Source organism: Streptomyces sp. NPDC046759 (assembly GCF_040645475.1).
Lineage (GTDB): Bacteria > Actinomycetota > Actinomycetes > Streptomycetales > Streptomycetaceae > Streptomyces.
This window is the reverse complement of record NZ_JBEYYJ010000008.1, coordinates 147,997-169,266: the sequence shown is the minus strand read 5'-3', so window position 1 is coordinate 169,266 and position 21,270 is coordinate 147,997. Positions and strand designations below refer to the sequence as shown.

The following is a 21,270-nucleotide window of genomic DNA, read 5'->3' as shown; positions in this document are numbered from 1 at the left end:
CCCTCCAGAGGCTCGGTGCCGGCTCCGGACACCTTCAGACTGCGGCGGCGCAGCCGGCGGCTGCATGGGCCGAGTGGGCCCGAACCCGTGTCCCCCTCGGCCCGGCCCCGAGCGCAGGGGGCGCCGGGCGGACCCCTACTCGGCGGGCAGCGGGACGTGCCAGTCCAGTGTGGCGCCACCGCCGCCGGCGCTGCCGGCCTCGAGTCCTCCGCCGAGACTCTCGGCCCGCTCGGCCATGTTGAGCAGTCCGCTGCGCCGGCCGTCGGGCGGGATGCCCACACCGTTGTCCGAGACCCTGAGCCGCACCTCCCGGCCGTCGGTCGTCAGAGCCACCTGGGCCCGGTCGCAGTGGGCGTGCCGGGCGATGTTGGTGAGGGACTCCGTCAGCACGGCCACGACGTGGTCGGCGATCTCGGACGGCACATCGGTGTCGACCAGGCCCTCGATGCGTACGCTGGGGGTGAAGCCCAGCACCGGCGTGGCCTCGTCGACCGCGCGGACGACCCTCGACCGCAGCCCCTTGCCCGCGCCGCCCACGCGTGCGCGCAACCCGAAGATCGTCGACCTGATGATCTTGATGGTCTCGTCCAGGTCGTCCACGGCCCGCAGCACGCGCTCGGCGGCCTCGGGATGCTCGATGAACCGGCCCGCGCTCTGCAGGGTCATCCCGGTGGCGAACAGCCGCTGGATGGCGAGGTCATGCAGATCGCGGGCGATGCGGTCGCGGTCCTCGAGCAGTGCGATCTGCTGGGCGTCCTGCCTGCGCTCGGCCAGCTCCATCGCGATCGCGGCCTGCGCGGCGAACCCCTGCAGCAACTCGGTCTCCTTCTCCAGGAAGACCGGCCGGCCGGCTTCCCGGGCCACCAGGACCACGCCCCGCGCACCGCCCTCACCCGTACCGATGGGAACGGCCACCGCCGGGCCGAGCCCCTCGAAGCGTGGCGGCTCGGGGGTGATCCGCGGGTCGCTGACGACGTCGTCGCTGGTGACCGGGGCGGTCGCGGTGTACGACAGCCCCATGAGGCTCTCGTCCAGGGGCAGCACCAGTCCCCGGTGCGCGTCCGCGTCCACTCCCACGGCGATCTCCACGGTGAGCGACTTGGTGCCCTCCATGGGCAGGGCGACCGCCGCCAGGGCCGAGCCCGAGATCTCCCGGGCGTGTTCGGCGATCAGACCCAGCGACCAGGCCCGGTCGCTGCCGGACATCAGGCTGTGGCCGATCTCCGCGTTCGCACGCAGCCAGCGCTCGCGCAGCCGGGAGTCCTCGTACATGCGGGCGTTGTCGATGGCCACGCCGGCGGCGACGGCGAGCGTGGACAGGACCGACTCGTCCTCCTCGTCGAACTCCCGCCCGCCGCGCTTCTCGGTCAGATACAGGTTGCCGAAGACCTGGTCGCGGATCCGGATGGGGACGCCGAGGAAGCTGCTCATCGGCGGGTGGCCCGATGGGAAGCCGTACGAGGCGGCGTGCTCGGAGATCTTCGGGATCCGCAGGGGCTCCGGGTGCCGGATCAGCTCGCCGAGGATGCCGTGACCTTCCGGATACGGACCGATCGTGGAGATCTGCTCCTCGGTGACGCCCACCGTGTGGAAGGCGGACAGCCGGCTGCCGTCCGGTCCGATGACGCCGAGGGCGGCGTACTTGGCGTCCACGAGTGCCGCGGCCGCCTCCACGATGGAGTGCAGAACCTGCTCCAGGTTCAGCTCCCGGCCGACGGAGAGGACCGCCTCGAGCAGACCCTGCACCCGATCCTGCGTCCCGCGGGCCGTGTCGATCCGGGCCTGCAACTCCTCCAGCAACTCGTCGAGCTTCAGCTGCGGCAGTCGTACGCGGGGCTCCTCCGCACCGGTCACCAGTCCTCCAGTTCCCATCGGCACATGGCTTTGAACCGGTGGGTCTCCCCACACCGTATCCCCTTCCGGGCGGGGCGGAGGCGATACCTCGACTGATCCCGGGGCGTGTGCCTGCCACACGACCGCATCCCCGCCTTGGGCCGATCGGCCCGTCGGGCGGGACCGAGGGCACCTCCCCGCAGGGCCGCTCCCGGCGCACGCTGGAGCCGTACGCAGACCGGCCGCGCAGTCGAGGAGCGGCGCCATGGTCCTGCCGGTGCCGCCCGGGTTCGGCCTCACCGCCGAGGCCGCCGGCCCTGCTCGACCAGGTCGTGCCCCTGCTGAAGAAGAGGGTCGCAGCAGGTGCACGCCCGAGCGGCATCGGCACCGGTGACAGCAGGTGAGGTCACGCCACTGCGAGGATGTCAGCCATGATCCATGAACACGATTCGATGCACCGCCGCATCGACCTCGACCGGGCCGAGGCACTCCGTCTGCTCGGCAGCGTGTCCCTGGGCAGGCTCGTGTTCACCCGGCAGGCGCTGCCGACCGTCCGCCCCGTCCACCACATCCTGGTCGACGGCGACATCGTGATCCGTACCCATGAGGGCGCCGCCCTGACCTCGCAGACCGAGGCCGACGGCACCGGTGTGGTCGTCGCCTACGAGGCCGACGCCATCGACCCCGTCACCCATCTCGGCTGGAGCGTGGTGGTCACCGGCTACGCACGCCCGGTCACCGACCCGGACGAACTGGCGCGCGCCCGTGGGCTGCTGCCTCTCTGGGCGGCACGGCCGGGGACGGGCCGGGCGGAGACGGACCAGGCGATGCGTATCCGTCCCGAGCTGGTCACGGGCGTGCTGCTCACATGACGGGTGGCCGGTGCCCACGCGAGGAGAGCGGACCGAGCGACGTGCGGGACGGCGTGTGGGGCGAAGCGCGGGACGGCGTGCGGGGCGAAGCGCGGGACGGCGTGTGGGGCGAAGTGCGGGACGGCGTGTGGGGCGAAGTGCGGGACGGCGTGCGGGGCGAAGCGCGGGACGGCGTGCGGGGCGAAGCGCGGGACGGCGTGCGGGCACGGACGGGGCGGTGCGCGCCTCGCCCCACGCGCACCGCCCCGTCCGCCGTCAGACCGAGATCCGGCGCCCGGTCACCGCGTGCGGCTCGATGCGCACCCACAGGTCGCGTTCCCCGCCCGTCCAAGGGGCGCTGTACGCCTGCTCGGTGAGCCGTCGCTGCTCCCGCGGGTCTGTCACCGTCCGCGCATCGCCGCGGATCAGAACGCTCCAGCCCTGGCTGAAGGCGTCGTCGATGCGATCCACCTCGAAGGCCGCCTGCCGGCCGGCCGCCAGGGACGGTGTCGCCCCGAGGACCGTACGGAAGACGATCGCGCCGTCGACGACGCTGTAGTTGACGGGCACGATCACCGGCCCGGTCGCGGTGGGCACCGCGAGCCGCCCCACGCCGTGCGAGCCCAGCAGGGCCCGGCACTCGGCGGGCGTCAACTCGGTGAAACTCGGCTCGGGTGCGGCACGTCCGAAGCCCGGCGGCCGGCCGGCGGTGGCGCCGGTCAGCTCGGCCACCGTCGTCTCCAGTGCCTCGGCCAGCCTGATCAGGCGACCGGTGCCCGGAGCGGCGGCGGGGTTCTCCTCCAGGTACCGGAGGTAGTCGGCCGCCATGTCGGCGCGTGCGGCCACCTCGCGTCTGCTCAGGCCGAGCTGGGCTCGCCGGGCGGCCAGGCGGCGGCCCAGATCGCCCGGCGGCGCCTCGGCCGCCACGCCCGCTCTCGGCTGTTCGGTCATGGTCGTCACACTCCTTCCCGGTCAGGCCGCGGGTACGGCGACCTCCGCGTGCTGCTCCCCACCGAGTACCACCTTGAGGGCGCCGGTCGCGGCGGCCCGCGAGAAGACGTCGTACGCCTCCTCCATGTGATCCAGCGGGAAGGTGTGCGTCACCAGTTGCCCGGTCGGCAGCCGGCCGGCCGCGGCCATCCGCAGCAGGGTGGGCGTGGAGTAGGTGTCCACCAGGCCGGTCGTGATCGTCAGGTTCTTGATCCACAGGTCTTCGAGGTGCAGCGTGGCCGGCTTGCCGTGCACACCGATGTTGGCCACGCGCCCACCGGGGCGGACCATCCCGGTGCACAGCTCGAAACTCTCCGGCAGGCCGACCGCCTCCATGACCACGTCCGCGCCCAGCCCGTCGGTCAGATCGGCGACCAGCTGGCCGGGAGCCTCACGGACGTCGGCCACGGCATCGGCGCCCAGCCGCCGGGCGGCCTCCAGCCGGGCCGGAGCCAAGTCGACCGAGATGATCCGTTCCGGGGCGAACAGGCGTGCCGTGGCGATTGCCGCGAGTCCGATGGGACCGGCGCCCACGATGGCGACGGTGTCGCCGGGGCGTACGTGCCCGTTGAGGACACCCACCTCGTAGGAGGTGGGGAAGATGTCCGCCAGCAGGACGGCGTCCGCGGCGGGGACCGCGCTCGGCAGCGCATGCACGGACAGGTCGGCGTAGGGGACCCGGACGTACTCGGCCTGCGTGCCGTCGATGAGGTGACCGAGGATCCAGCCCCCGCCGCCCCGGCACTGGCCGTACGAGCCGTCCCGGCAGTACCGGCACCGGCCGCAGGCGGTGATGCAGGAGATCAGCACCCGGTCTCCGGGACACACGGTGCGCACGTCGCCGCCCACCTCGACGATCTCACCGACCGCCTCGTGCCCGAGCACCGTGCCGGAGCGGACCTCGGGGACGTCGCCCTTGAGGATGTGCAGGTCCGTGCCGCAGATGGTCACGGAGCCGACCTGCACGATGGCGTCGGTGGGTTCCTTGACGGCGGGGTCCGGGACGTCCTGCCAGGACGCCTGTCCGGGACCGTGGAAGACGAAGCCCTTCATGGCAGCTCCTTGTCCCTCTTCGTCGATGTCCCTCTTCGTGGGTCCGCCGCGTGAGCGTGGCTCCGGCACCACGCCGGAGCCGCCCCGCAGGTTCAGCTTCGCCAGCGGGGGAGGGGTGGCGCTTGGGCCGTCCGGCCCTCGCGGACGGCCCGAGCGGTGCCCGTTGCGGTCCGTGTCCGCCACCGGACCGAGCGGTGCCCCGTACGGACCGGCAGCCAGGGCGGGTCGACCCGCGTACGGACCGGCAGCAGGTCCGGTCGACCCCCATACGGACCGGCAGCCAGGGCCGATCGACCCTTCCGCCCCGTGCCGCACGCGCGGTTGGCTCGTGCCATGTCCGAGAACGACACGGCCCGGGTGGCGGAGGACCACACCGCACGGGACGTCGTCCCGGCCCACCGCGTGGCCGGCGGAGCAACCGTCCTGTCCCTGCACGGTGAGATCGATGTGCTGACCGCCTCCGCGCTCGCGCAACGGCTCGACGCGTTCACCGCATCCGCCGGCCCCGACCTGGTGCTCGACCTGAGGCCGGTCACGCTGAGGCCGGTCACGTTCATCGACTGCGCCGGACTCGGGGTGCTGTGCCGGGCGCGCAACCGGACGCTGTCCCGGCGGGGCCGGCTGCGGCTGGTCGCCGAGAGCGCGGGCTTCCGGCGGATCCTGCGGGCCACGGGGCTGGGGGACGTCTTCGAGCTGCACACACGTCCCCCTCAGCCTCCGCCGGCGTCCCGGGAAGGCGCCGTGCCATGAGCGGGCCGTCACAGCTGTGGCGCAGGCGGAGCAGCCCGCTGCGGCGACGCGAGGACATCGTGGAGGCCTGGCTGGTCCTGGCCGTCTGGATCGCGATGGTGGTCGGCGGCGCCGTCGCAGGCGTGATGACGGCGCGTGCCGCCGGCGAGGCGTTCGCGCAGCAGCGCGCCCATCGGCACGCCGTCCGCGCCGTGCTCGTCGCCGACCCACGCCGCGGTGGCGGGGCGGACTGGGCGGTGGGCGGCCAGGTCTGGGCGGCGGTGCGCTGGACGGCACCGGACGGCACCCGCCGCACCGGTGACACGCTGGTCCGCAGCGATCTGAAGGCCGGTGCCCGGGTGGTGGTCTGGCAGGACGACCACGGCAGGCTCACCCCCGCCAAGCCCGCCGACCCCGTCGAGAGCGAGATGGAGGCCGGTCTCTTCGGCGCCGCTGCCTTCGTGGCCGTCGCCTTGCCGGTGTACGGGGCAGGAGCGCTGGGGCGGGTGTGGCTGGACCGGCGGCGCATCGCCGCCTGGGACCGGGAGTGGAACCTGGTGGAGCCACGCTGGACGCACCGGACGGGCTGAACGGGCTGACGCGGTCGGCATCAGGCTCCGGCGTCAGGCTGAGGGACGTACGCGGGTTCCGGTACGACGGCCACCGGACAGGCGGCGTGGTGCAGCACGCCGTGGGCGACGCGGCCGAGCTGGAGGCCGAAGTGAACGTGCCGGCGCCGTGCGCCGACGACGAGGAGGCCGGCCTGGCGGGAGGCGGCCAGCAAGGCGTCGCGGGTGTGGCCCTCGACGGTGCGGCGGTCCGCCTTCAGGCCGGCGGGTGCGTCCCGCAGTGCCTCCTCCAGAAGTTCGGCGGCCTGTCGCTGCTCGGCATGTGCCGCATCACCGGCGAACGGCGAGTGTCCGGAGGGCGCGTGCGCGGTACGCCGCCAGGCCCGTACGGCTTCCAGCGGCACCCCCCGCAGTGACGCCTCCTCGACGGCGAACCGTACGGCGGCCGAGCCTGCCGGCTTCTCGCCGACGCCCAGGACGATCCGCCCCCGGACGCCGGCACGGGCCCGGTCGTCGGGGGCGTCGCGGAGCACGATCACCGGGCAGTGCGCGTGCCCGGCGACCGCCAGGCTGACCGAACCCAGCAGTGCCTCCGCCATGCCGCTGCGGCCACGGCAGCCCAGAACCACGGCGAGGGCTGTGGCGCTCTCCCGCACGAGCCCGTCCTCCGGCTCGTCGGGCAGCACGTCCGTGGTGACCTTCACGTCCGGTCGGCGGAGCCGGGCGCGCTCCTCCGCGGTCCCGACGACGTCCCGGGCCATCACCTCCTCCAGGGGCCTGCCGAGTTCCTGTGCGGCCAGGGCGCCTTCGTACCGCTCCCAGAGGGACGCGTACACGAGCCGGAGCGGGGCCCCCCGCAGCTCGGCCTCGTCGGCCGCCCAGTCGACGGCCCGCAGGCTCTGCTCGGAGCCGTCCACGCCCACGACGATCGGAAGGTTCATGGTGCTCACCGCTCCCTCGGGGGATCAGTCGTGCGGATGGCGGATCAGTCGTGCGGCACCACCGCGACCGGGGCCACCACGTGGTGCAGCACGGCGTGCGCCACATGGCCGAGGCGGGCGCCGAGGGGGCTGGTGCGGACGCGTCGGCCCACCACGACCAGGGAGGCCTCACGGGAGGCGTCGACCAGGAGCTGCGCCGCGCTGCCGCGCCGGCTCGCCTCGATCACTTCCACGTCGGGGAACTTCTGCCGCCAGGAGTGCAGCACCTCGGCCAGAGCCCTGGCCTGCTTGCGGACGAGGTCGTCGTAGAGCTCGGCGTCGCCGTAGAAGCGGTAGAAGGAGGTGGGCGGCTCGCTCCAGCCGTGTACGACGCGCAGGGACGCACCGCGGCGCTCGGCGGCGTCGAAGGCGAAGCCGAGGAGCGTCTCGTCGGGGGTGCCGATGTCGAGGCCGAGGACGACGGGCCGGAACGGGGTCGCTGCGGACGGCACGCCCGCCGGGTCCGTCCTGTGCTCGTCCGCGGCCTGCTCTCCGGCCCGGACCAGCACCACGGGACGTTCGGCGTGGGCGAGGACGGACATGCCGACCGAGCCGAGCATGAACCCGGCGACTCCGCTGAGTCCGCGCGAGCCCAGCACCATCAGCTCGGCGGCGTCGGCCGCCTCGATCAGGGCGTAGGCCGGGTCGCCGGTGAACCGATCGGTGACGACCTCGACACCGGGATGGCGCAGCCGCAGCCCCTCCGCGGCCTCGCGGGCAACCTCCTCGGTCCAGTGCTGCCGGCTGTCGCCACCGGGCGGCGGAGCCTGGGCCGCGGGGTCGGGCACCGGCTCCCAGACGTGGACGATCATCAGCGGCAGACCGCGCAGCGCTGCTTCGCGCGCCGCCCATTCGGCGGCCGCCCGGCTCTCCGGCGATCCGTCGAGACCCACCGTGACAGTCCCGTTCATCGTCTCCACCTCCCGGCACGAGGAAGCCGCTCCCCAGGCTCCCGCTTCCAGAGTGGTGACGCCGCTCGCGCGGGGTCAGGGGCCGCACGTCCCCACCCGGGGGCCTGGTGGCCCCTGGCCGGGTGTTCCGCACCGGCACATGCTGAGAGCGGACCGGCCTGTGCGGACCTGACGGAGGTTCACCATGTACGGCATGCCGCACATCGTCAGCGATGTCATGACCCACACGGTCGCCGCCGTCGGGAGGCGTGCTCCCTTCAAGGAGATCGTTGAGCTGATGCAGGACTGGCAGGTCAGCGCCCTGCCCGTGATCGAGGGCGAGGGCCGGGTGGTCGGCGTGGTCTCCGAGGCCGACCTGCTGCCGAAGGAGGAGCTGCGGGACGGCCCGGAAGCCGGCTACCTGCAGTTGCGTCAGGCGGTCGACGTGGCGAAGGCCGGCGGCCTCACCGCTGGGGACCTCATGTCGTCCCCCGCCGTCACGGTCCGGGCGAACGCCACTCTCGCCGAGGCCGCCCGGGCCATGGCCCAGGCCGGGGTCAAGCGACTGCCGGTGGTGGACGGGACCGGCCTCCTGGAAGGCGTCGTCAGCCGTGCCGACCTGCTGAAGGTCTTTCTGCGCGTGGACGACGACATCGCCGAGGAGGTCAGGCGCGAGATCGTCTCGTACCTCTTGCCGCGTCCTGACTCGGCGATCCAGGTGGAGGTGCACGACGGTGTCGTGACGCTCACCGGCCGGATCCGCGACACCGCCCTGGTCCCGGTGGCCGCACGCCTGGTGCGGGCCGTGGAGGGCGTGGTGGACGTGCGGTTCGACCTCGCGCACGACGACCATGGAGTCAGTGGGGCCGGTCGGCCCTAGTCCGTACGGCGCCCACGGACGGATGATGCAGCGTCACGGACAGCCCGCGGTCCGTCCTTCCCGGGGAACGAGAGGTCGTCATGGCCGAAGCACGCACCTTCACGGAGTTCACGGAGCAGAATCCGATCCGGGTGTTCCTGCTGGACGACCACGAGGTCGTACGCCGCGGCCTGGCCGATCTGCTCGACGCCGAACCGGACATCTCCGTGATCGGTGACGCGGACACCGCAGAGCACGCGCTGACCCGCGGGCCCGCGCTGCGCCCGCACGTCGCGGTGCTCGACGTACGGCTCCCGGACGGCGACGGCATCTCGGTCTGCCGGGAGCTGCGCAGCCGGATGCCGGAGCTGGCGTGTCTGATGCTGACCTCGTTCGACGACGAGGACGCGCTGCTGGACGCCATCATGGCCGGGGCCTCCGGCTATGTGCTGAAGCAGATCAAGGGTTCCGACCTCGTCTCCGCGGTCCGCACCGTCGCCTCGGGGCAGTCGATGCTCGACCCCGCGACCACGGCCCGGCTCATGCGCTCCCTGCGGACCGACCCGGCGCAGGCCCCCTCGGTGCCGCCCGAACTGGCGAGCCTGTCGCCGCGCGAGCGGGACATCCTCGGCCTCATCGGGGACGGTCTCACCAACCGCGAGATCGGCAAGCGGCTGTACCTGTCGGAGAAGACCGTCAAGAACCACATCTCGCGGATGCTGGCGAAACTGGGTGTCCAGCGCCGGGTCCAGGCGGCGGTCCTCGCGTCCCACCTGGAACCGCAGAGCGCGAGGGACCACTCGGACCACTGAAAGCAGAGGAGCCCTGTGGAGCCCGGGCGGTCCGAGGCCGGGCGGTCCGAGGCCGGGCGGTCCGAGCCCGGGACCACGGCCCCTGGCACCCTGCGGGGACCACCACGTGCAATGGGATCGCGGCGGCACGGTCCGCGCCACCGCGTCGAGGAGGCGGGGACGATGACCACGTCCGCACCGGCACAGCGAGAGGGCCGGGCCGCGACGGCGACGGCCGGCCCCGCTGAGAACGGTGCCCTCGGACGCGCCCGCGTCGGCGGCGGGACCGGCGTACCTGGCACCGCGGCCGGTGTCGCGACCCGGGACGGCGAGGCCGCCGGGGTGCACCGCCGCGACGGCGGCCCGCCCCCCGACGTGCGCCGGTCCGGCGACGGACGCGTCAGGCTCCACGCCCCGTACCCACCGGCCCGGCCGCCCGTGTCCGGCGTCGGGCGCACTGGCCGGAACCGGCGCGCCGCGGCCGACACGCTGCCGTCTTCCGTCGGCCCCGAGGCGGGAGGCGACCATGTCCGAACCGAGTGACCACCGGCCGATCGTGGTCGGTGTGGACAGCGACCCCACCCGGCCGGCGGCACTGGCCCGGGCCGCCGACGAGGCGGCCCGCCGCCGGGCGCCACTGTGCCCGGTCCGTGCCGAGGGAACGCCGACCCGGGGCTACCGGGGGAGCGAGGTCCCGCCGTCCTGGGAGGGGTGGAACGAGGAGCTGCACCGGAGCGGCAAGCAGCTGCTCGCGCAGGCCGTGGACTTCGTCGCTGCCCGGCATCCCGAGGTCGAGCTGGACGCCGTACTCGCCGAGGGCGACCCCGTGTGGGTGCTGGGCGAGGAGAGCCGCAGCGCCGCGGCCGTCGTGCTGGGCCCGCAGCACCTGAGCCGGGCCCAGGAGGTGTTCGGCTCCGCTTCGGTCGCCCTGCCGCTCATGGCCCGGGCGCACTGCCCGGTGGTGATCGTCCCGGAAACCGAGCAGGTCACCCAGGAGCCCGCGTTCTTTGTCGTCGGCGTCGACGGCAGCGAGAACTCGGTCGCCGCTGTGGACCTGGCGTTCGAGGATCGAACGCGCCGCGGCGGCGGACCTCCTGATCGTCGGGGTGGCGCGGCGCCGTAGTCAGGGAGGACTCGAACTGGGGCGCGTGGCGCACACGGTGCCACTTCGGCCACGGGCCGGGCCCGGGCGGCATCCGGCGGTCCGGCAGCCTCGCCGTGTTCGCCGGGACTCGGATCCCTGCTCGCCGGTGCGGATCACCGCTTCGGCGAACGGACGATCACCACCGGGCAGCTCGCGTGCTGCGACACATGGTGGCTGACCGAGCCGAGCAGGGCGGCGGCGAACCCGCCCCTGCCCCGGCTGCCCACGACCACGACCTCGGCTCCCTCGGCGGCCCGCAGCAGCACGTCCGCGGGGTTGCCCTGCACCACATGGGTGCGGACGGAGCCGGCGGCCTCCGCGCCGAGCACGTCGGTCAGTTCCTTCCGCATCTTCTGCCGGGCCTCCTCCTCGTCGACGTCCATGTCCACCGCGGGTCCCGACCATCCGTACAGCCCCGGCAGCTCCCACACCGCGACCGCGTCCACGGCGCCGCCGACCAGGCCCGCGTACCGCACCGCCCAGCGCAGGGCCTCGTACGACGACGGCGACCCGTCGACGCCGACGACCACCCGGGGTCCGGAGGCATCCCTGTCCATGTGTTCCACCTCTCCTGCCGCACTCCCACCCCGTCGACCGGGCTCTGTCGTCTCCACGCTGCACGCGGTGCCGCGTTCTCGCCAGGGCAACGCGTCCGAGGTGACGGTGCCGTGCGGTCCCGAGGCGATCCTCCGCGAAAAGGACGACGATGTGAGGAGGGGGTGCTCGTGCAGGCGAATGCGGGTGACGTACCGCGCTTCGTGTCGCGGGAGGAGCCATGAGCAAGCAGACCCATGTCCGTCCGCGTGCCGGGGTGGTGGGGTGTGGTTCCCGGCTGCCGGCGCGCAGGACGGCGCGAACCACCCTCGGACGCAAGGCCCCTTCGGGGAAGGGCGACTGGCTGCTGCTGCCCGGCGGCGCGTGGCGGCACGTCGAGACGATACGGGTGCGCAGTCTGTTCGGCTGAGAGCGCCGCGAGAGCCGAAAGCCCCGTGCGGTGGTGCCGGCGGTGCCGCGGCCGAAGTGGGCCGTTCCGACCCGGCCTGTGCGACCGGGGACCGGCGGCAAGCCGGGAACAACTCCCGCGCACGCAGCGCTGTGATGTGTGCACCATCCGGTACCGGGGCCGCAGGAGCGGCCACCGCCGGGGACGGTGGCGAACGGCGGAGGAGTGTGAGACCCATGGCGACGGTGAGCGACGCCCGGGTTGGCAGGATCGACGAGAGCCGTGCCGGGGAGAGCCGCATCGTGACGACGTGCGGGCGCAGGATCGCCGTACGGTGCCTGCGCCTCGGACACCCGGACCGGCCCGTCCGCCGGATCGCCCTGGAGGTGGGGGAGGACCGGGGCGGCGAACCGGGAGTCTGGGCGGCACTGAGCCCGGACGAGGCGCGGGGTCTGGCCCTGCTGCTCCTCCAGCAGGCCGGTACGGCCGAACGGCCTGCCGCCGGCCTGCCGCAGCACGGCATGGACTGACGCCGGAGTCGGCCACGGGCTGTCGGAGGGGAGGGCCGAACGGCCCTCGGGCCACCCTGTCGGCCCCTCGATCCCGGGCGGCCCGCGCAGTCGACTGGGCACCGGGGTCCGTCGTCACCGAGGGAAGGAAACCGGTCATGACCGGCATGGCGTCCCACGACACGAGCGCAATCCGGCCGCCCGCCACCGGCATGCACCGACTCGACGTCACGCACTCCGGCGGCGACACCTACGCCGTCGAGGTCCGCGGCCACCGCATCCGGGTCGACCAGCCCCTCGAGGCGGGCGGCACGGACACCGCACCGACACCGACCGAGCTCTTCGCGGCCTCGCTGGCCGCCTGCGTCGCCTTCTACGCCGGCCGCTACCTGCACCGGCACGCCCTGCCCCGCTCCGGGCTGCGCGTGCGGGCCGAGTTCGTGATGGCCACCGACCACCCGGCCCGTGTCGCCGCCGTACGGGTCGTGGTCGTCCCGCCGCCGGAACTCCCCGAGCGGCGCCGCGCCGCCCTGCTGTCCGTCGCCTCGCACTGCGCCGTCCAGCACACTCTCGAGCAGCCGCCGGAGGTCGACATCCGGCTGGCGTCGTGAGCGGAACCGTCGCCCTGCTCAGCCGCTGCGCAGTGCGGCGAGCGTCGCGTCGAGGTCCGCGGCGCGGGGACGGTTGTGGGGCAGCCTGCCCAGGACAACGGCCATGCCGCAGGTGTCCGTGAGCGCCGAGGCGACGAGGCCGCCCGCGATGCCGGCCGAGAGGATCTGGAAGGCCGGGTGCACCAGCAGACCGAGGAGCAGGCCCAGCAGCACGACGGCGCCCGCGGTGAACCGCACCTGCCGTTCCATGCTCCAGCGGGCCCGGGTGCCGTAGGCGGGGGGCCGGTGCAGCTCGTGCCCTTCGGCGGCCCAGGCGCTGGTGCCGCCGGTGAGGGTGGCCGTCGGGATGCCCTCCTCGGCCAGCAGCCGGCACGCCCTCTCCGAACGGGCGCCGGAGGCACACACCAGGAGGACGTCGCCGCGTCCGGCCGCGTGCCGGATCTCGGGCAGCGCGCGCCGGATCCGGTCCAGGGGGACGTTGAGGGCGCCGGGCAGATGGCCGGAGGCGTATTCGCCGGGGCTGCGTACGTCGACGACGGTGAGGTCGTGGAGCCGGGCACGGGCCTGGCCGGTGCCGAGGGCGAGGGGAGTGGTCATGGCAGATCTGATCCCTTGTGGTCCTTGGTGGTCGCCGCCGTCCCGAACCGGGACGTACAGTACCCCTAGGGGTATTTTTTCTTCGAGGAGTGGTCGTGGAACTGGAGCTCGAGGGCGCGTCCCTGAAGGCCGTGCTGAACCGGCTGCGGCGTGCGCAGGGCCAGATCGCCGGAGTGATCCGGATGATCGAGGAGGGGCGGGACTGCGAGGACGTGATCACCCAGCTGGCCGCCGCCTCCCGGGCACTCGACCGAGCCGGTTTCGCGATCATCGCCACCGGCCTGCAGCAGTGCGTGGCCGACTTCGGACCGGGCCGGAAGAACGGTGAGGACCCGGAGGCGATGCGCGCGCGGCTGGAGAAGCTCTTCCTGTCCCTGGCGTAGGGGAGTGCCGGCGCCAGGGATGCCGTCGCGCGGTCATCACACCACCGCGTCCACCAGCATGAAGCCGGCCACCGTCAGCAGGACCAGGGCGAACACGCGCTGCAGGGTGTGCCCGGAGAACTTCGCCGACAGGCGTTTGCCGTCCCAGGCGCCCAGGATCGCGGTCCCGGCGAACGGTCCTATCACGGTCCATTCCACGCCGTCGGCCGTGCCCGCGCGCATCGCCAGGGCGGCCAGCGAGTTGACGGTGATGACGAGCAGGCTGGTGCCCACGGCCGCCCGCATCCGCAGGCCGAGAACACCGACCAGTGCGGGCACGGCCAGGAAGCCGCCTCCCACGCCGAGCACGCCGGTGACCGCGCCCAGCCCCGCACCGGCGGCCGCCGCCCTGCCCGGCCGTACCCGGGTGGTGCCTTCCGCGGCGGAGCGGCGCCGGAGCATGCGGACCGCTGCGGCGGCCGCGACCAGGGCGAACGCCACGGTCAGCACGGTCGTCGGCAGGCGCCCGGCGAGCGCGCCGCCCAGCATCGCCGGGCCGATCCCGGCCGCCGCGAACAGCAGCCCCGTACGCCAGCGGACGTGTCCGTCGCGGGCGTGCGCGCTCAGTGCGGTGGCGGAGGTGACGGTGACGATGATCAGACTTGCCGTGGTGGCCGCGACGGGGGTGAAGCCGAGCAGGTAGATCAGGGCGGGCACGGTCAGCACACTGCCGCCGCCGCCCAGGGCGCCGAGCGCCACGCCGATGACGGCCCCGGCGACCAGTGCGAGGACCACGGCGCTCACCCGACGGCCCCGTTCACGGCCGGCAGTTCCGCCGCGCTGCACCCCCGCATGTCGCCGATGGCGCCGGCGGCCTCGACGCCCTTGGCCCGCGGCGGTTCGACGCCCTGCAGGCAGCGGCGGCCGCGACGGCGGATCACGGCGGCGGTTCGCCCCTGCGTCCCGGTGGGAAGCCCGGCGCCGACGGCGGGCACCCTGAGGGGCAGGCGTACGGCGCCGGGTACGTGGCCGGCCCTCCATGCGTCGGGCTCGCGCATGGCGAGCGGCACCGAGGTGCCGCTGGGACCGCCCGCCGGCCCTTGGCCCGTGCGGGCGTCGGCCACCCGCGCGGCTGGCCGTGCCGGGGCGCCCCGCCCGCGTCCGAAGAGGCTCATCGTGGTTCTCGTTCCTGCTCGACTGCTCGTTCGTCTTCTCGGTCGCGGTGACCCGCGGCGGCCGCGGTCAGGGGGTGCGGACGGTCAGCCCGGCCCTCTCGGCCGAGTCGAAGCCGTCGTCGACCGCCACCACGTCACGGCCCGCGGCGTCCAGCAGGGACGCGGCGACGGCGGCGCGCACACCGCCGGCGCAGTGCACCCACACCTGACCGTCGGGGACCTCCTGGAGACGGCGGTGCAGGGCGTGCAGGGGGATGTGGACCGACCCCTCCACGTAGCCCGACGCGCGTTCGGAGTTCCGGCGGACGTCCAGGACGACGACGCCGTCCTGGGGGCGCTCCGCGAGGCCGGCGAACGTGGCCCGCGGGAAGGACGCGAGAGCCTCGCCCTCCCGCGTCCAGTGCGACGGTTCACCGGTGGCCGCGGCGGCCGGGCGGTCGATGCCGACGCGGACCAGTTCGCGCTGGGCGGCGGCGAGCTGGGCTGGGGACTCGGCGAGCAGGGTCACCGGCTTGCCCCACGGGACGAGCCAGGCCAGATGGGTGGCCAGCTGCCCTTCGGCCTCGAAGTTGAAGGAGCCGGCCACATGCCCTTCGGCGAAGGCGACCCGGTTGCGCAGGTCGACCACCCACTCACCGGCGGCGAGCCGGCCGGCGATCTCGTCGGCGTCCGCGCGGGCGGGGGTGGTCAGGTCGACCGGCGCGGGCCCCGCGGCGTTGGCCGGGCCCATGTGGGTGTAGTACGCGGGTACGTCGTCCAGGCCGGCGAGCAGTTCGGCGACGAATCCGTCCACATCCCTGGTGAGGGCCGTGTTGGACGCCTTCTCCTCGCCGATCGTCGTGGAGGTGCCCTCCGCCCGGCCGGCGGAGCAGAGGCTGCCGAAGCCGTGCGTGGGCAGCACGCTCGCGTCGTCCGGCAGTTCGGCGGCCAGGCGCCGGGCGGAGGCGTGCTGGGCCCTGGCGAGGTCCTCCGTCAGTCGTGGTTCGACCAGGTCGGGCCGGCCGACCGTGCCGATGAGCAGGGAACCGCCGGTGAACACGGCGACGGCCGTCCCGTTCTCCTCCAGCGCATACGCGGTGTGGTGCGGGGTGTGCCCGGGCGTGGCGATGGCGCGCAGCACCAGTGAGGCGGCCGCGTCGATCTCGTGCCGGTCGCCGTCGTGCACCGGAACGCGCCGGTACGAGACCCGGGCCCCGGCGGGGACGAGGTAGGCGGCGCCGGTGATCCGGGCCAGCTCCGGTCCGCCCGTGACGTAGTCGTTGTGGAGGTGCGTCTCGACGACGTGGGATATCCGCACCCCGCGCCGCACCGCCGTGGCGATCACCCGGTCGATGTCACGGGGCGGATCGACCACCACGGCCGTCCGCTCGCCGCCGGCCAGATAGCTGCGGTTGCCGAGACCGGCCACCTCGATCGTGTCGACGAAGAACACGAGTACTCCCTTCCGGTGAAAAGTACCCCCCGGGGTATATCTCGACGGTAGCACGAGTACCCCCGGGGGTATTTTCGGAAGGCGCGGGCGGTGCAGCCGCGGCGTGAGGGGGCGGCCGTCCGCGACCGGACGGCCAGGAAGACCGGCGCGGCAGGGACGACCTCGGACGGAGAGGGCTGCCGGATCCCACTGTCGGCCACCGTCGTCGGGACGTCGGCCCCCAGGGCCGCGGGCGTCTACCTGTTGCGCACCGAGGGGGATCGGGGGCCGCCCGTGGTCGAGGGGGCCGTACCCGCGACGTGCCCGGCAGGGACCTCGCGCGGGCGCAGACCAGCGACCAGGCCGAGGATCAGCACGGCGATGCCCAGCCAGACCGACGGCCTCGGCGCGCCGCTGCCCGCGAAGCAGCCGACGACCGCCGCGGCGAGCGGAGCGATGCCGGTGAGCAGCCCGGCGCGCCCGGCCCCGACGGCCCGCACCGTCGAGTACCACAGCACGAAGGCGACCGCCGTCACCATCAACGCCAGGTAGCCGACGGCGGCCCACTGGGCGCCGGTCAACTCCCGCACCGCCGACGGCCCTTCCCATGTCACGCCGAGGACGGCCAGCAGCGCACCGGCCAGCCACATCGCGTGCACGGACACTCCCCATGGCGAGTGCCGCCCCAGCACCGGCACCGCGCACAGCGTGAACGCGGCCTCGCAGGCCAGGGCCAGTGCCGCCCATGCCACCCCGACGGCGTCGGTACGGCCCGTTCCCTCCACCAGCACCGCGCCCGCCATGACGACCGGAGCCGCCAGCAGGACCTGCCGGCTCGGCCTGCGCCGCTCCAGCGCCGGGCCCACCACCCCGAGAACCACCGGTACGCAAGCGACCGCGACGGCGATCACGGCGGGCTCCGCATGGTCCACGCCCCGCACCACGGCCACGTTGAACAGCACCAGGCCGGTGACCGCGATCCCGGCCAGCCACAGCCACTCCCGGCCACGGGGCCACACCAGGCGGGCCCCGGCGAGGCGGGCCATGACCAGGAGGATCACGGTCGCGGCGGCGTACCGCACCGCCTGGGTGGTGAACAGGGGGGCGTCGACGAGCGTGCGCGAGACGGTGACGCTGCTGCCGACCAGCGCCATCCCGGCCATCCCCGGGACGAGCCGCGCGAACGAAGCGGAAGGTGTGTCCATACCACCCACGCTGCCTCCACAATGGACGTCATGGAAAGGTCCACAGAGGCATCGATGCAGGGGTCCAAAACTCATCGCCCAGCGTCGGCGTCGGTGCCGTCGGCAGCGGACGCGCCGGCGGGCGGCACGCCGGCCTCCGGCGCGGCCGTCGGCTCGGACTTCCTCCAGCTGGACGTCGGCGAGGCGCCGCCCGGCGGACGTACCGCCTGGCTCGCCGACCGGCTGCGGTCGGCCATCGCCGACGGCCGGCTGCCCGTCGGCACGCGACTGCCCGCCAGTCGCGTGCTCGCCGAGGAACTGCGTGTCACCCGGGGCGTGGTCACCGAGGCCTACCGGCGGCTCGCCGAGTCCGGCCAGATCGCCGGGCGCGGCCGGCGCGGCACGGTGGTCGTGGCGGCTCCTGCCCCGCCGTGCGAACGCGACGGCGACGCGGCCGGAGCGGGAGCGGGACCCGGGCCCAGAACCGGGATCTTCGGCTCGGACGACCGCGAGGGCGTGGTCGACGCCCTGCGCGCCCTGCCCTGCCGCATCGATCTCTCCCCGGGCGTCCCCGACCTCGCCGCCTTTCCCCGTGCCGGCTGGCTGCGCGCCGAACGCACCGTGCTCGCGGGCGTCACCCCGACCGACTTCGGGTACGGCGCCCCCCAAGGCGCTCCGGCCCTGCGCCGGGCCGTGGTCGGCTGGCTGGCCCGCAACCGCGGCATCCGCGCCGACCCGGACGAGGTGGTGGTGGTCGCTGGCGTGGCGCAGGCGCTGGGGCTGCTCGGCCAGATCCTGCGGGCGGAGGGAGTCCACCGCATCGCCGTCGAGGACCCGGGCTCGCTCGGGGCGCGCCAGCAGCTCGAGTACGGAGGCCACGAAGTGGTGCCCGTCCCCGTGGACGCGGGCGGCCTCGACGTCGCGGCGCTGCGAGCCGGCGGCGCCCGGGCGGTGCTGCTGACCCCGGCACACCAGTTCCCCACCGGTGTCGTGCTCGACGGGGAACGCCGCCGGGAACTGCTGAACTGGGCGGCCGAGGGCGGGCTGGTCATCGAGGACGACTACGACGCCGAACACCGCTACGACCGGCCGCCGGTGCCGGCGCTGCGCTCACTGCTGCCCGAAAGGGTCTGCTACGCGGGCAGCGTCTCCAAACTGCTCGCGCCCGCGCTGCGCGTGGGCTGGCTCCTCGTTCCGCCGGACCGGCTCGACGCCCTCGTCGCCGCCAAGCGGTACGCCGACCTCGGGAACGGCGTCCTCACCCAACTCGTCCTCGCCCGCCTGATGGACTCCGGCGGCCTGGAACGGCACTTGCGTCATGTGCGCCGGCGTCACCGCGGGCGCCGGGACGCGATGCTGCGCGCCATCGAGAGGCATCTGCCCGGCGCCCATGTCCACGGGGCGGCCGCCGGCCTGCACCTGATGGTCACCTTCGACGAACCGCCGGGCGACGGCCGGAACGCCGCCCTCCGCGACACCGACCTGGCCGCGGCGGCTCTCGCCCGGGGTGTCAAGGTGCACCCCCTGTCCTGGCACCGCATCAGCCCCGGCCCCCCGGGTCTGGTCCTCGGCTACGCGGCGGGCCCCGCCCACGAGATCGAGGAAGGCGTCACCCTCATCGGCAGCGCCCTGCGCGGCCTTCTTCCATGACGCCGGAACCGCACTCGATGACGCCCCGGATCCCGTACGACCGGAGACCAGGACCGAGGTGTGTGTGTCCGATCCGGCGCCAACTGCTCATCGGGACCTGCCACTTCCCACACATGCTGCGGGTGGCCGGAGGCAGGCTCGCCTTACCCCGCCGGAGAATGACACCATGGCGGAATGAGGTGGCAGTCGGACACGGTCGTGCAGGTCGCGCGGCATCGTCGGGTCTTCGAGGTCATGGTGCGCGGTGAGATCGACTACGACGAGAGCGACCTGCTCAACGCCGCCTGGGACGAGGCCGACGAGTGCGGTCTGCCGGCCACCGTCGTGGATCTCACCGGACTGACCTTCGGCGACAGTCAACTCCTGCGCTCCCTCCTGGACGCGCGCCGGCGCCACCAGGAGAGCGGCCGCGCGTTCGTCCTCCTCGGCCCCCTGCACGAAAGCGTCGTCAGGCTGCTCAGCATCAGCGGCACCCTGGAGCACTTCACCCTCACCGATTCCCGTGACGCCGCGATGGGCGCCGGCGGCGGGTGACGGCCCGCTGCATGTATGCGATGAGTACGCGGGGGTAAGCGGGCGTAGTCGGCAGGCGGTCGGCCTGGACGCCGTACCCGTTCGAGAGGGGATCACGTTGACGGCAGTGGGCAGGGTGAAGGCGGACCCGGGTACGGCAGCCGGCGCGGCGCAGTTGCCCGTGGTCACGGACCCGTCCGCCGTGGCTCCACGGGACGCCCGTGAGCTGTCGAGGGTCTTCTTCGACCAGCTGGCGAAGCTCGAGGAGGGCACGCCCGAGTACCAGTACGCCCGGAACACGCTGATCGAGATGAACATGTCGCTCGTCCGCTTCGCGGCGGCACGGTTCCGCAGCCGTGGGCCGGAGGAGATGGAGGACATCGTCCAGGTCGGCATGATCGGCCTGATCAAGGCGATCGACCGGTTCGAGCTCACGCGCGAGGTCGAGTTCACCTCCTTCGCCGTGCCGTACATCACCGGCGAGATAAAGCGGTTCTTCCGCGACACGTCCTGGGCCGTGCACGTCCCGCGGCGCCTGCAGGAGGCCCGGGTGCAACTGGCGCGGGCGACCGAGGAACTGCGCAGCCGGCTGGGGCGTACGCCCACCGTCAAGGAGCTGTCGGAGCTGATGTGCCTGTCCGAGGACGAGGTGGTTGAGGCCCGGCTGGCGGCCAACGGCTACAACTCGGCCTCGCTGGACGCCGCGCTCGGCGGCGGCGAGGACGGCGAGAGCGCGCTGCAGGACTTCATCGGGAGCGAGGACGCGGCGCTGGAGCTGGTGGAGGACTTCCATGCGCTCGCGCCGATGATCGCCGGACTGGCCGAACGCGACCGGTTGATCCTGCACCTCCGCTTCGTGGACGAACTCACCCAGGCCCAGATCGGCGAACGCCTGGGAGTCTCCCAGATGCATGTCTCCCGGCTGCTCTCCCGCACGCTCAAGCGGCTCAGGGAAGGGCTGCTGACGAACCGGTGACGTGCCTCGACACGGGTGGGCGACATGGAGCGTCGAATGGCGGGTATGCGTGGCCGGGTGAACGTAGCGAAGTCGGCTTCCACGGCGTCTGCCGGCCGCGCCGAAGCCTCATGGTCCGTGGCGCCCGCGCCGATACGGGACTCCGTGGTGTTCGACGGGAACGCCGGCTGCATCGCCGGGGCCCGGCACCGGGCTGCGGCGTTCCTCGGCCGGGCGCAGACCGAACACGGCGTCGCGGTCTCGGCCCGGGCGCTCGACCTCACCCAGCTCGTCGTCAGTGAACTGGTCACCAACGCCTGCAAGTACGCCGGGGGACCGGTCCTGATGGACCTTCACGTCCTCGGTGGCCTGGTGGAGGTTTCGGTGTGGGACGCCGACCCGGTGCTGCCGGCGGCACGGGCCGCCGAACCCGGCCGGGTCGGGCAGCACGGCCTGGAGATCGTGCTCGCCGTCGCCGAGGCCTTCGAGGCGCGGCGCGAGCCCGTGGGCAAGAGGATCACCGTCCGTCTGGCCCTCACGGACCACGAGGTCCTGGACACCCGTCCGTACGGGCGGTGGCCGCGGGCACAGGGACCTGATTCGCACTCAGGGGCGAACACTCGTCGTGCCGGGTGAGGGAAGGGGCCCGGCCGCCGTCCCGCGGCAGGCGG

General features: G+C 73.8%; 26 protein-coding genes. 15 read left to right on the top strand and 11 right to left on the bottom strand.

Translation table 11 applies throughout. The annotated features are described in order from the left end of the window. Positions 1–135 precede the first annotated feature (135 nt). On the bottom strand, positions 136–1,872 hold the full coding sequence (locus ABZ919_RS13775; protein WP_361246822.1) for a GAF domain-containing protein: 1,737 nt from the start codon (positions 1,870–1,872) through the stop codon (positions 136–138). A 392-nt stretch (positions 1,873–2,264) separates the two neighbouring features. Here ABZ919_RS13775 and ABZ919_RS13770 point away from each other — a divergent pair, with 392 nt between their 5' ends. Beyond that, complete coding sequence (locus ABZ919_RS13770; RefSeq protein ID WP_361246819.1) at positions 2,265–2,705, top strand: pyridoxamine 5'-phosphate oxidase family protein; 441 nt, start codon at positions 2,265–2,267, stop codon at positions 2,703–2,705. A 255-nt stretch (positions 2,706–2,960) separates the two neighbouring features. On the opposite strand, the gene ABZ919_RS13765 is transcribed toward ABZ919_RS13770, so the two are convergent. Both ABZ919_RS13765 and ABZ919_RS13760 read right to left on the bottom strand, forming a co-directional pair. Beyond that, on the bottom strand, positions 2,961–3,635 hold the full coding sequence (locus tag ABZ919_RS13765; RefSeq protein ID WP_361246816.1) for a pyridoxamine 5'-phosphate oxidase family protein: 675 nt from the start codon (positions 3,633–3,635) through the stop codon (positions 2,961–2,963). Between the two features lie 21 nt (positions 3,636–3,656). Continuing rightward, a complete protein-coding gene (locus ABZ919_RS13760; protein WP_361246814.1) occupies positions 3,657–4,727 on the bottom strand; it encodes a zinc-dependent alcohol dehydrogenase family protein in 1,071 nt (356 codons plus the stop codon). 333 nt (positions 4,728–5,060) lie between these two features. Here ABZ919_RS13760 and ABZ919_RS13755 point away from each other — a divergent pair, with 333 nt between their 5' ends. Both ABZ919_RS13755 and ABZ919_RS13750 read left to right on the top strand, forming a co-directional pair. Next, a complete protein-coding gene (locus tag ABZ919_RS13755) occupies positions 5,061–5,477 on the top strand; it encodes an STAS domain-containing protein (RefSeq protein ID WP_361246811.1) in 417 nt (138 codons plus the stop codon). Further along, a complete protein-coding gene (locus ABZ919_RS13750) occupies positions 5,474–6,046 on the top strand; it encodes a hypothetical protein (RefSeq protein ID WP_361246810.1) in 573 nt (190 codons plus the stop codon). Before ABZ919_RS13755 ends, ABZ919_RS13750 begins: the two co-directional genes overlap by 4 nt. A gap of 20 nt (positions 6,047–6,066) precedes the next feature. Here ABZ919_RS13750 and ABZ919_RS13745 read toward each other — a convergent pair whose 3' ends face one another. Further along, positions 6,067–6,966, bottom strand: a complete 900-nt coding sequence (locus tag ABZ919_RS13745) for a universal stress protein (protein WP_361246807.1) — start codon at positions 6,964–6,966, stop codon at positions 6,067–6,069. Between the two features lie 44 nt (positions 6,967–7,010). Beyond that, positions 7,011–7,916: a universal stress protein gene (locus ABZ919_RS13740; protein WP_361246804.1), complete on the bottom strand. Its 906-nt coding sequence runs from the start codon at positions 7,914–7,916 to the stop codon at positions 7,011–7,013. A 184-nt stretch (positions 7,917–8,100) separates the two neighbouring features. Here ABZ919_RS13740 and ABZ919_RS13735 point away from each other — a divergent pair, with 184 nt between their 5' ends. The 4 genes from ABZ919_RS13735 to ABZ919_RS13720 all read left to right on the top strand — a co-directional run bounded on the left by ABZ919_RS13735 (position 8,101) and on the right by ABZ919_RS13720 (position 10,668). After that, complete coding sequence (locus ABZ919_RS13735; protein ID WP_361246802.1) at positions 8,101–8,775, top strand: CBS domain-containing protein; 675 nt, start codon at positions 8,101–8,103, stop codon at positions 8,773–8,775. A gap of 80 nt (positions 8,776–8,855) precedes the next feature. After that, positions 8,856–9,566, top strand: a complete 711-nt coding sequence (locus ABZ919_RS13730) for a response regulator transcription factor (RefSeq protein ID WP_361246799.1) — start codon at positions 8,856–8,858, stop codon at positions 9,564–9,566. Positions 9,567–9,728: 162 nt separating this feature from the next. Then, the gene (locus ABZ919_RS13725) at positions 9,729–10,088 is read left to right on the top strand and encodes a DUF1918 domain-containing protein (RefSeq protein ID WP_361246796.1); all 360 of its coding nucleotides are present in this window, start codon (positions 9,729–9,731) and stop codon (positions 10,086–10,088) included. Then, positions 10,072–10,668, top strand: a complete 597-nt coding sequence (locus tag ABZ919_RS13720; RefSeq protein WP_361246793.1) for a universal stress protein — start codon at positions 10,072–10,074, stop codon at positions 10,666–10,668. Before ABZ919_RS13725 ends, ABZ919_RS13720 begins: the two co-directional genes overlap by 17 nt. Before the next feature lie 134 nt (positions 10,669–10,802). Here ABZ919_RS13720 and ABZ919_RS13715 read toward each other — a convergent pair whose 3' ends face one another. Then, the gene (locus ABZ919_RS13715) at positions 10,803–11,246 is read right to left on the bottom strand and encodes a universal stress protein (protein ID WP_361246791.1); all 444 of its coding nucleotides are present in this window, start codon (positions 11,244–11,246) and stop codon (positions 10,803–10,805) included. A gap of 218 nt (positions 11,247–11,464) precedes the next feature. On the opposite strand from ABZ919_RS13715, the gene ABZ919_RS13710 reads away from it, so the two are divergent. From ABZ919_RS13710 to ABZ919_RS13700, 3 genes are all read left to right on the top strand, one after another. Beyond that, positions 11,465–11,653, top strand: coding sequence for a hypothetical protein (locus ABZ919_RS13710; protein ID WP_361246788.1), 189 nt, complete (start codon positions 11,465–11,467; stop codon positions 11,651–11,653). A 215-nt stretch (positions 11,654–11,868) separates the two neighbouring features. Further along, positions 11,869–12,162: a hypothetical protein gene (locus ABZ919_RS13705; protein WP_361246786.1), complete on the top strand. Its 294-nt coding sequence runs from the start codon at positions 11,869–11,871 to the stop codon at positions 12,160–12,162. A 137-nt stretch (positions 12,163–12,299) separates the two neighbouring features. Further along, a complete protein-coding gene (locus ABZ919_RS13700; protein ID WP_361246783.1) occupies positions 12,300–12,752 on the top strand; it encodes an OsmC family protein in 453 nt (150 codons plus the stop codon). 18 nt (positions 12,753–12,770) lie between these two features. Here ABZ919_RS13700 and ABZ919_RS13695 read toward each other — a convergent pair whose 3' ends face one another. Continuing rightward, the gene (locus ABZ919_RS13695; RefSeq protein ID WP_361246780.1) at positions 12,771–13,349 is read right to left on the bottom strand and encodes a rhodanese-like domain-containing protein; all 579 of its coding nucleotides are present in this window, start codon (positions 13,347–13,349) and stop codon (positions 12,771–12,773) included. Between the two features lie 95 nt (positions 13,350–13,444). Between ABZ919_RS13695 and ABZ919_RS13690 the strand changes: the two genes are divergently transcribed. Further along, a complete protein-coding gene (locus ABZ919_RS13690; protein WP_361246777.1) occupies positions 13,445–13,732 on the top strand; it encodes a metal-sensitive transcriptional regulator in 288 nt (95 codons plus the stop codon). Positions 13,733–13,768: 36 nt separating this feature from the next. Here the strand turns inward: ABZ919_RS13690 and ABZ919_RS13685 are convergent, their stop codons facing one another. The 4 genes from ABZ919_RS13685 to ABZ919_RS13670 all read right to left on the bottom strand — a co-directional run bounded on the left by ABZ919_RS13685 (position 13,769) and on the right by ABZ919_RS13670 (position 17,502). Further along, on the bottom strand, positions 13,769–14,515 hold the full coding sequence (locus tag ABZ919_RS13685; RefSeq protein ID WP_361246774.1) for a sulfite exporter TauE/SafE family protein: 747 nt from the start codon (positions 14,513–14,515) through the stop codon (positions 13,769–13,771). Next, entirely contained in the window at positions 14,512–14,886 is a 375-nt protein-coding gene (locus ABZ919_RS13680; protein WP_361246772.1) for a rhodanese-like domain-containing protein, read from the bottom strand. Before ABZ919_RS13680 ends, ABZ919_RS13685 begins: the two co-directional genes overlap by 4 nt. A 67-nt stretch (positions 14,887–14,953) precedes the next feature. Next, entirely contained in the window at positions 14,954–16,318 is a 1,365-nt protein-coding gene (locus tag ABZ919_RS13675; protein WP_361246769.1) for an MBL fold metallo-hydrolase, read from the bottom strand. Positions 16,319–16,554: 236 nt separating this feature from the next. After that, the gene (locus ABZ919_RS13670; protein WP_361246766.1) at positions 16,555–17,502 is read right to left on the bottom strand and encodes an EamA family transporter; all 948 of its coding nucleotides are present in this window, start codon (positions 17,500–17,502) and stop codon (positions 16,555–16,557) included. Positions 17,503–17,523: 21 nt separating this feature from the next. Here ABZ919_RS13670 and ABZ919_RS13665 point away from each other — a divergent pair, with 21 nt between their 5' ends. The 4 genes from ABZ919_RS13665 to ABZ919_RS13650 all read left to right on the top strand — a co-directional run bounded on the left by ABZ919_RS13665 (position 17,524) and on the right by ABZ919_RS13650 (position 21,235). Further along, complete coding sequence (locus tag ABZ919_RS13665) at positions 17,524–19,131, top strand: PLP-dependent aminotransferase family protein (protein WP_361246763.1); 1,608 nt, start codon at positions 17,524–17,526, stop codon at positions 19,129–19,131. Between the two features lie 174 nt (positions 19,132–19,305). After that, positions 19,306–19,665: an STAS domain-containing protein gene (locus tag ABZ919_RS13660; protein WP_361246760.1), complete on the top strand. Its 360-nt coding sequence runs from the start codon at positions 19,306–19,308 to the stop codon at positions 19,663–19,665. Between the two features lie 115 nt (positions 19,666–19,780). After that, entirely contained in the window at positions 19,781–20,620 is an 840-nt protein-coding gene (locus ABZ919_RS13655; protein WP_361247110.1) for an RNA polymerase sigma factor SigF, read from the top strand. Positions 20,621–20,737: 117 nt separating this feature from the next. Then, positions 20,738–21,235 carry an ATP-binding protein gene (locus ABZ919_RS13650; protein ID WP_361246757.1) on the top strand — a complete coding sequence of 166 codons (498 nt, stop codon included), beginning with the start codon at positions 20,738–20,740 and terminating at the stop codon, positions 21,233–21,235. Positions 21,236–21,270 lie beyond the last annotated feature (35 nt).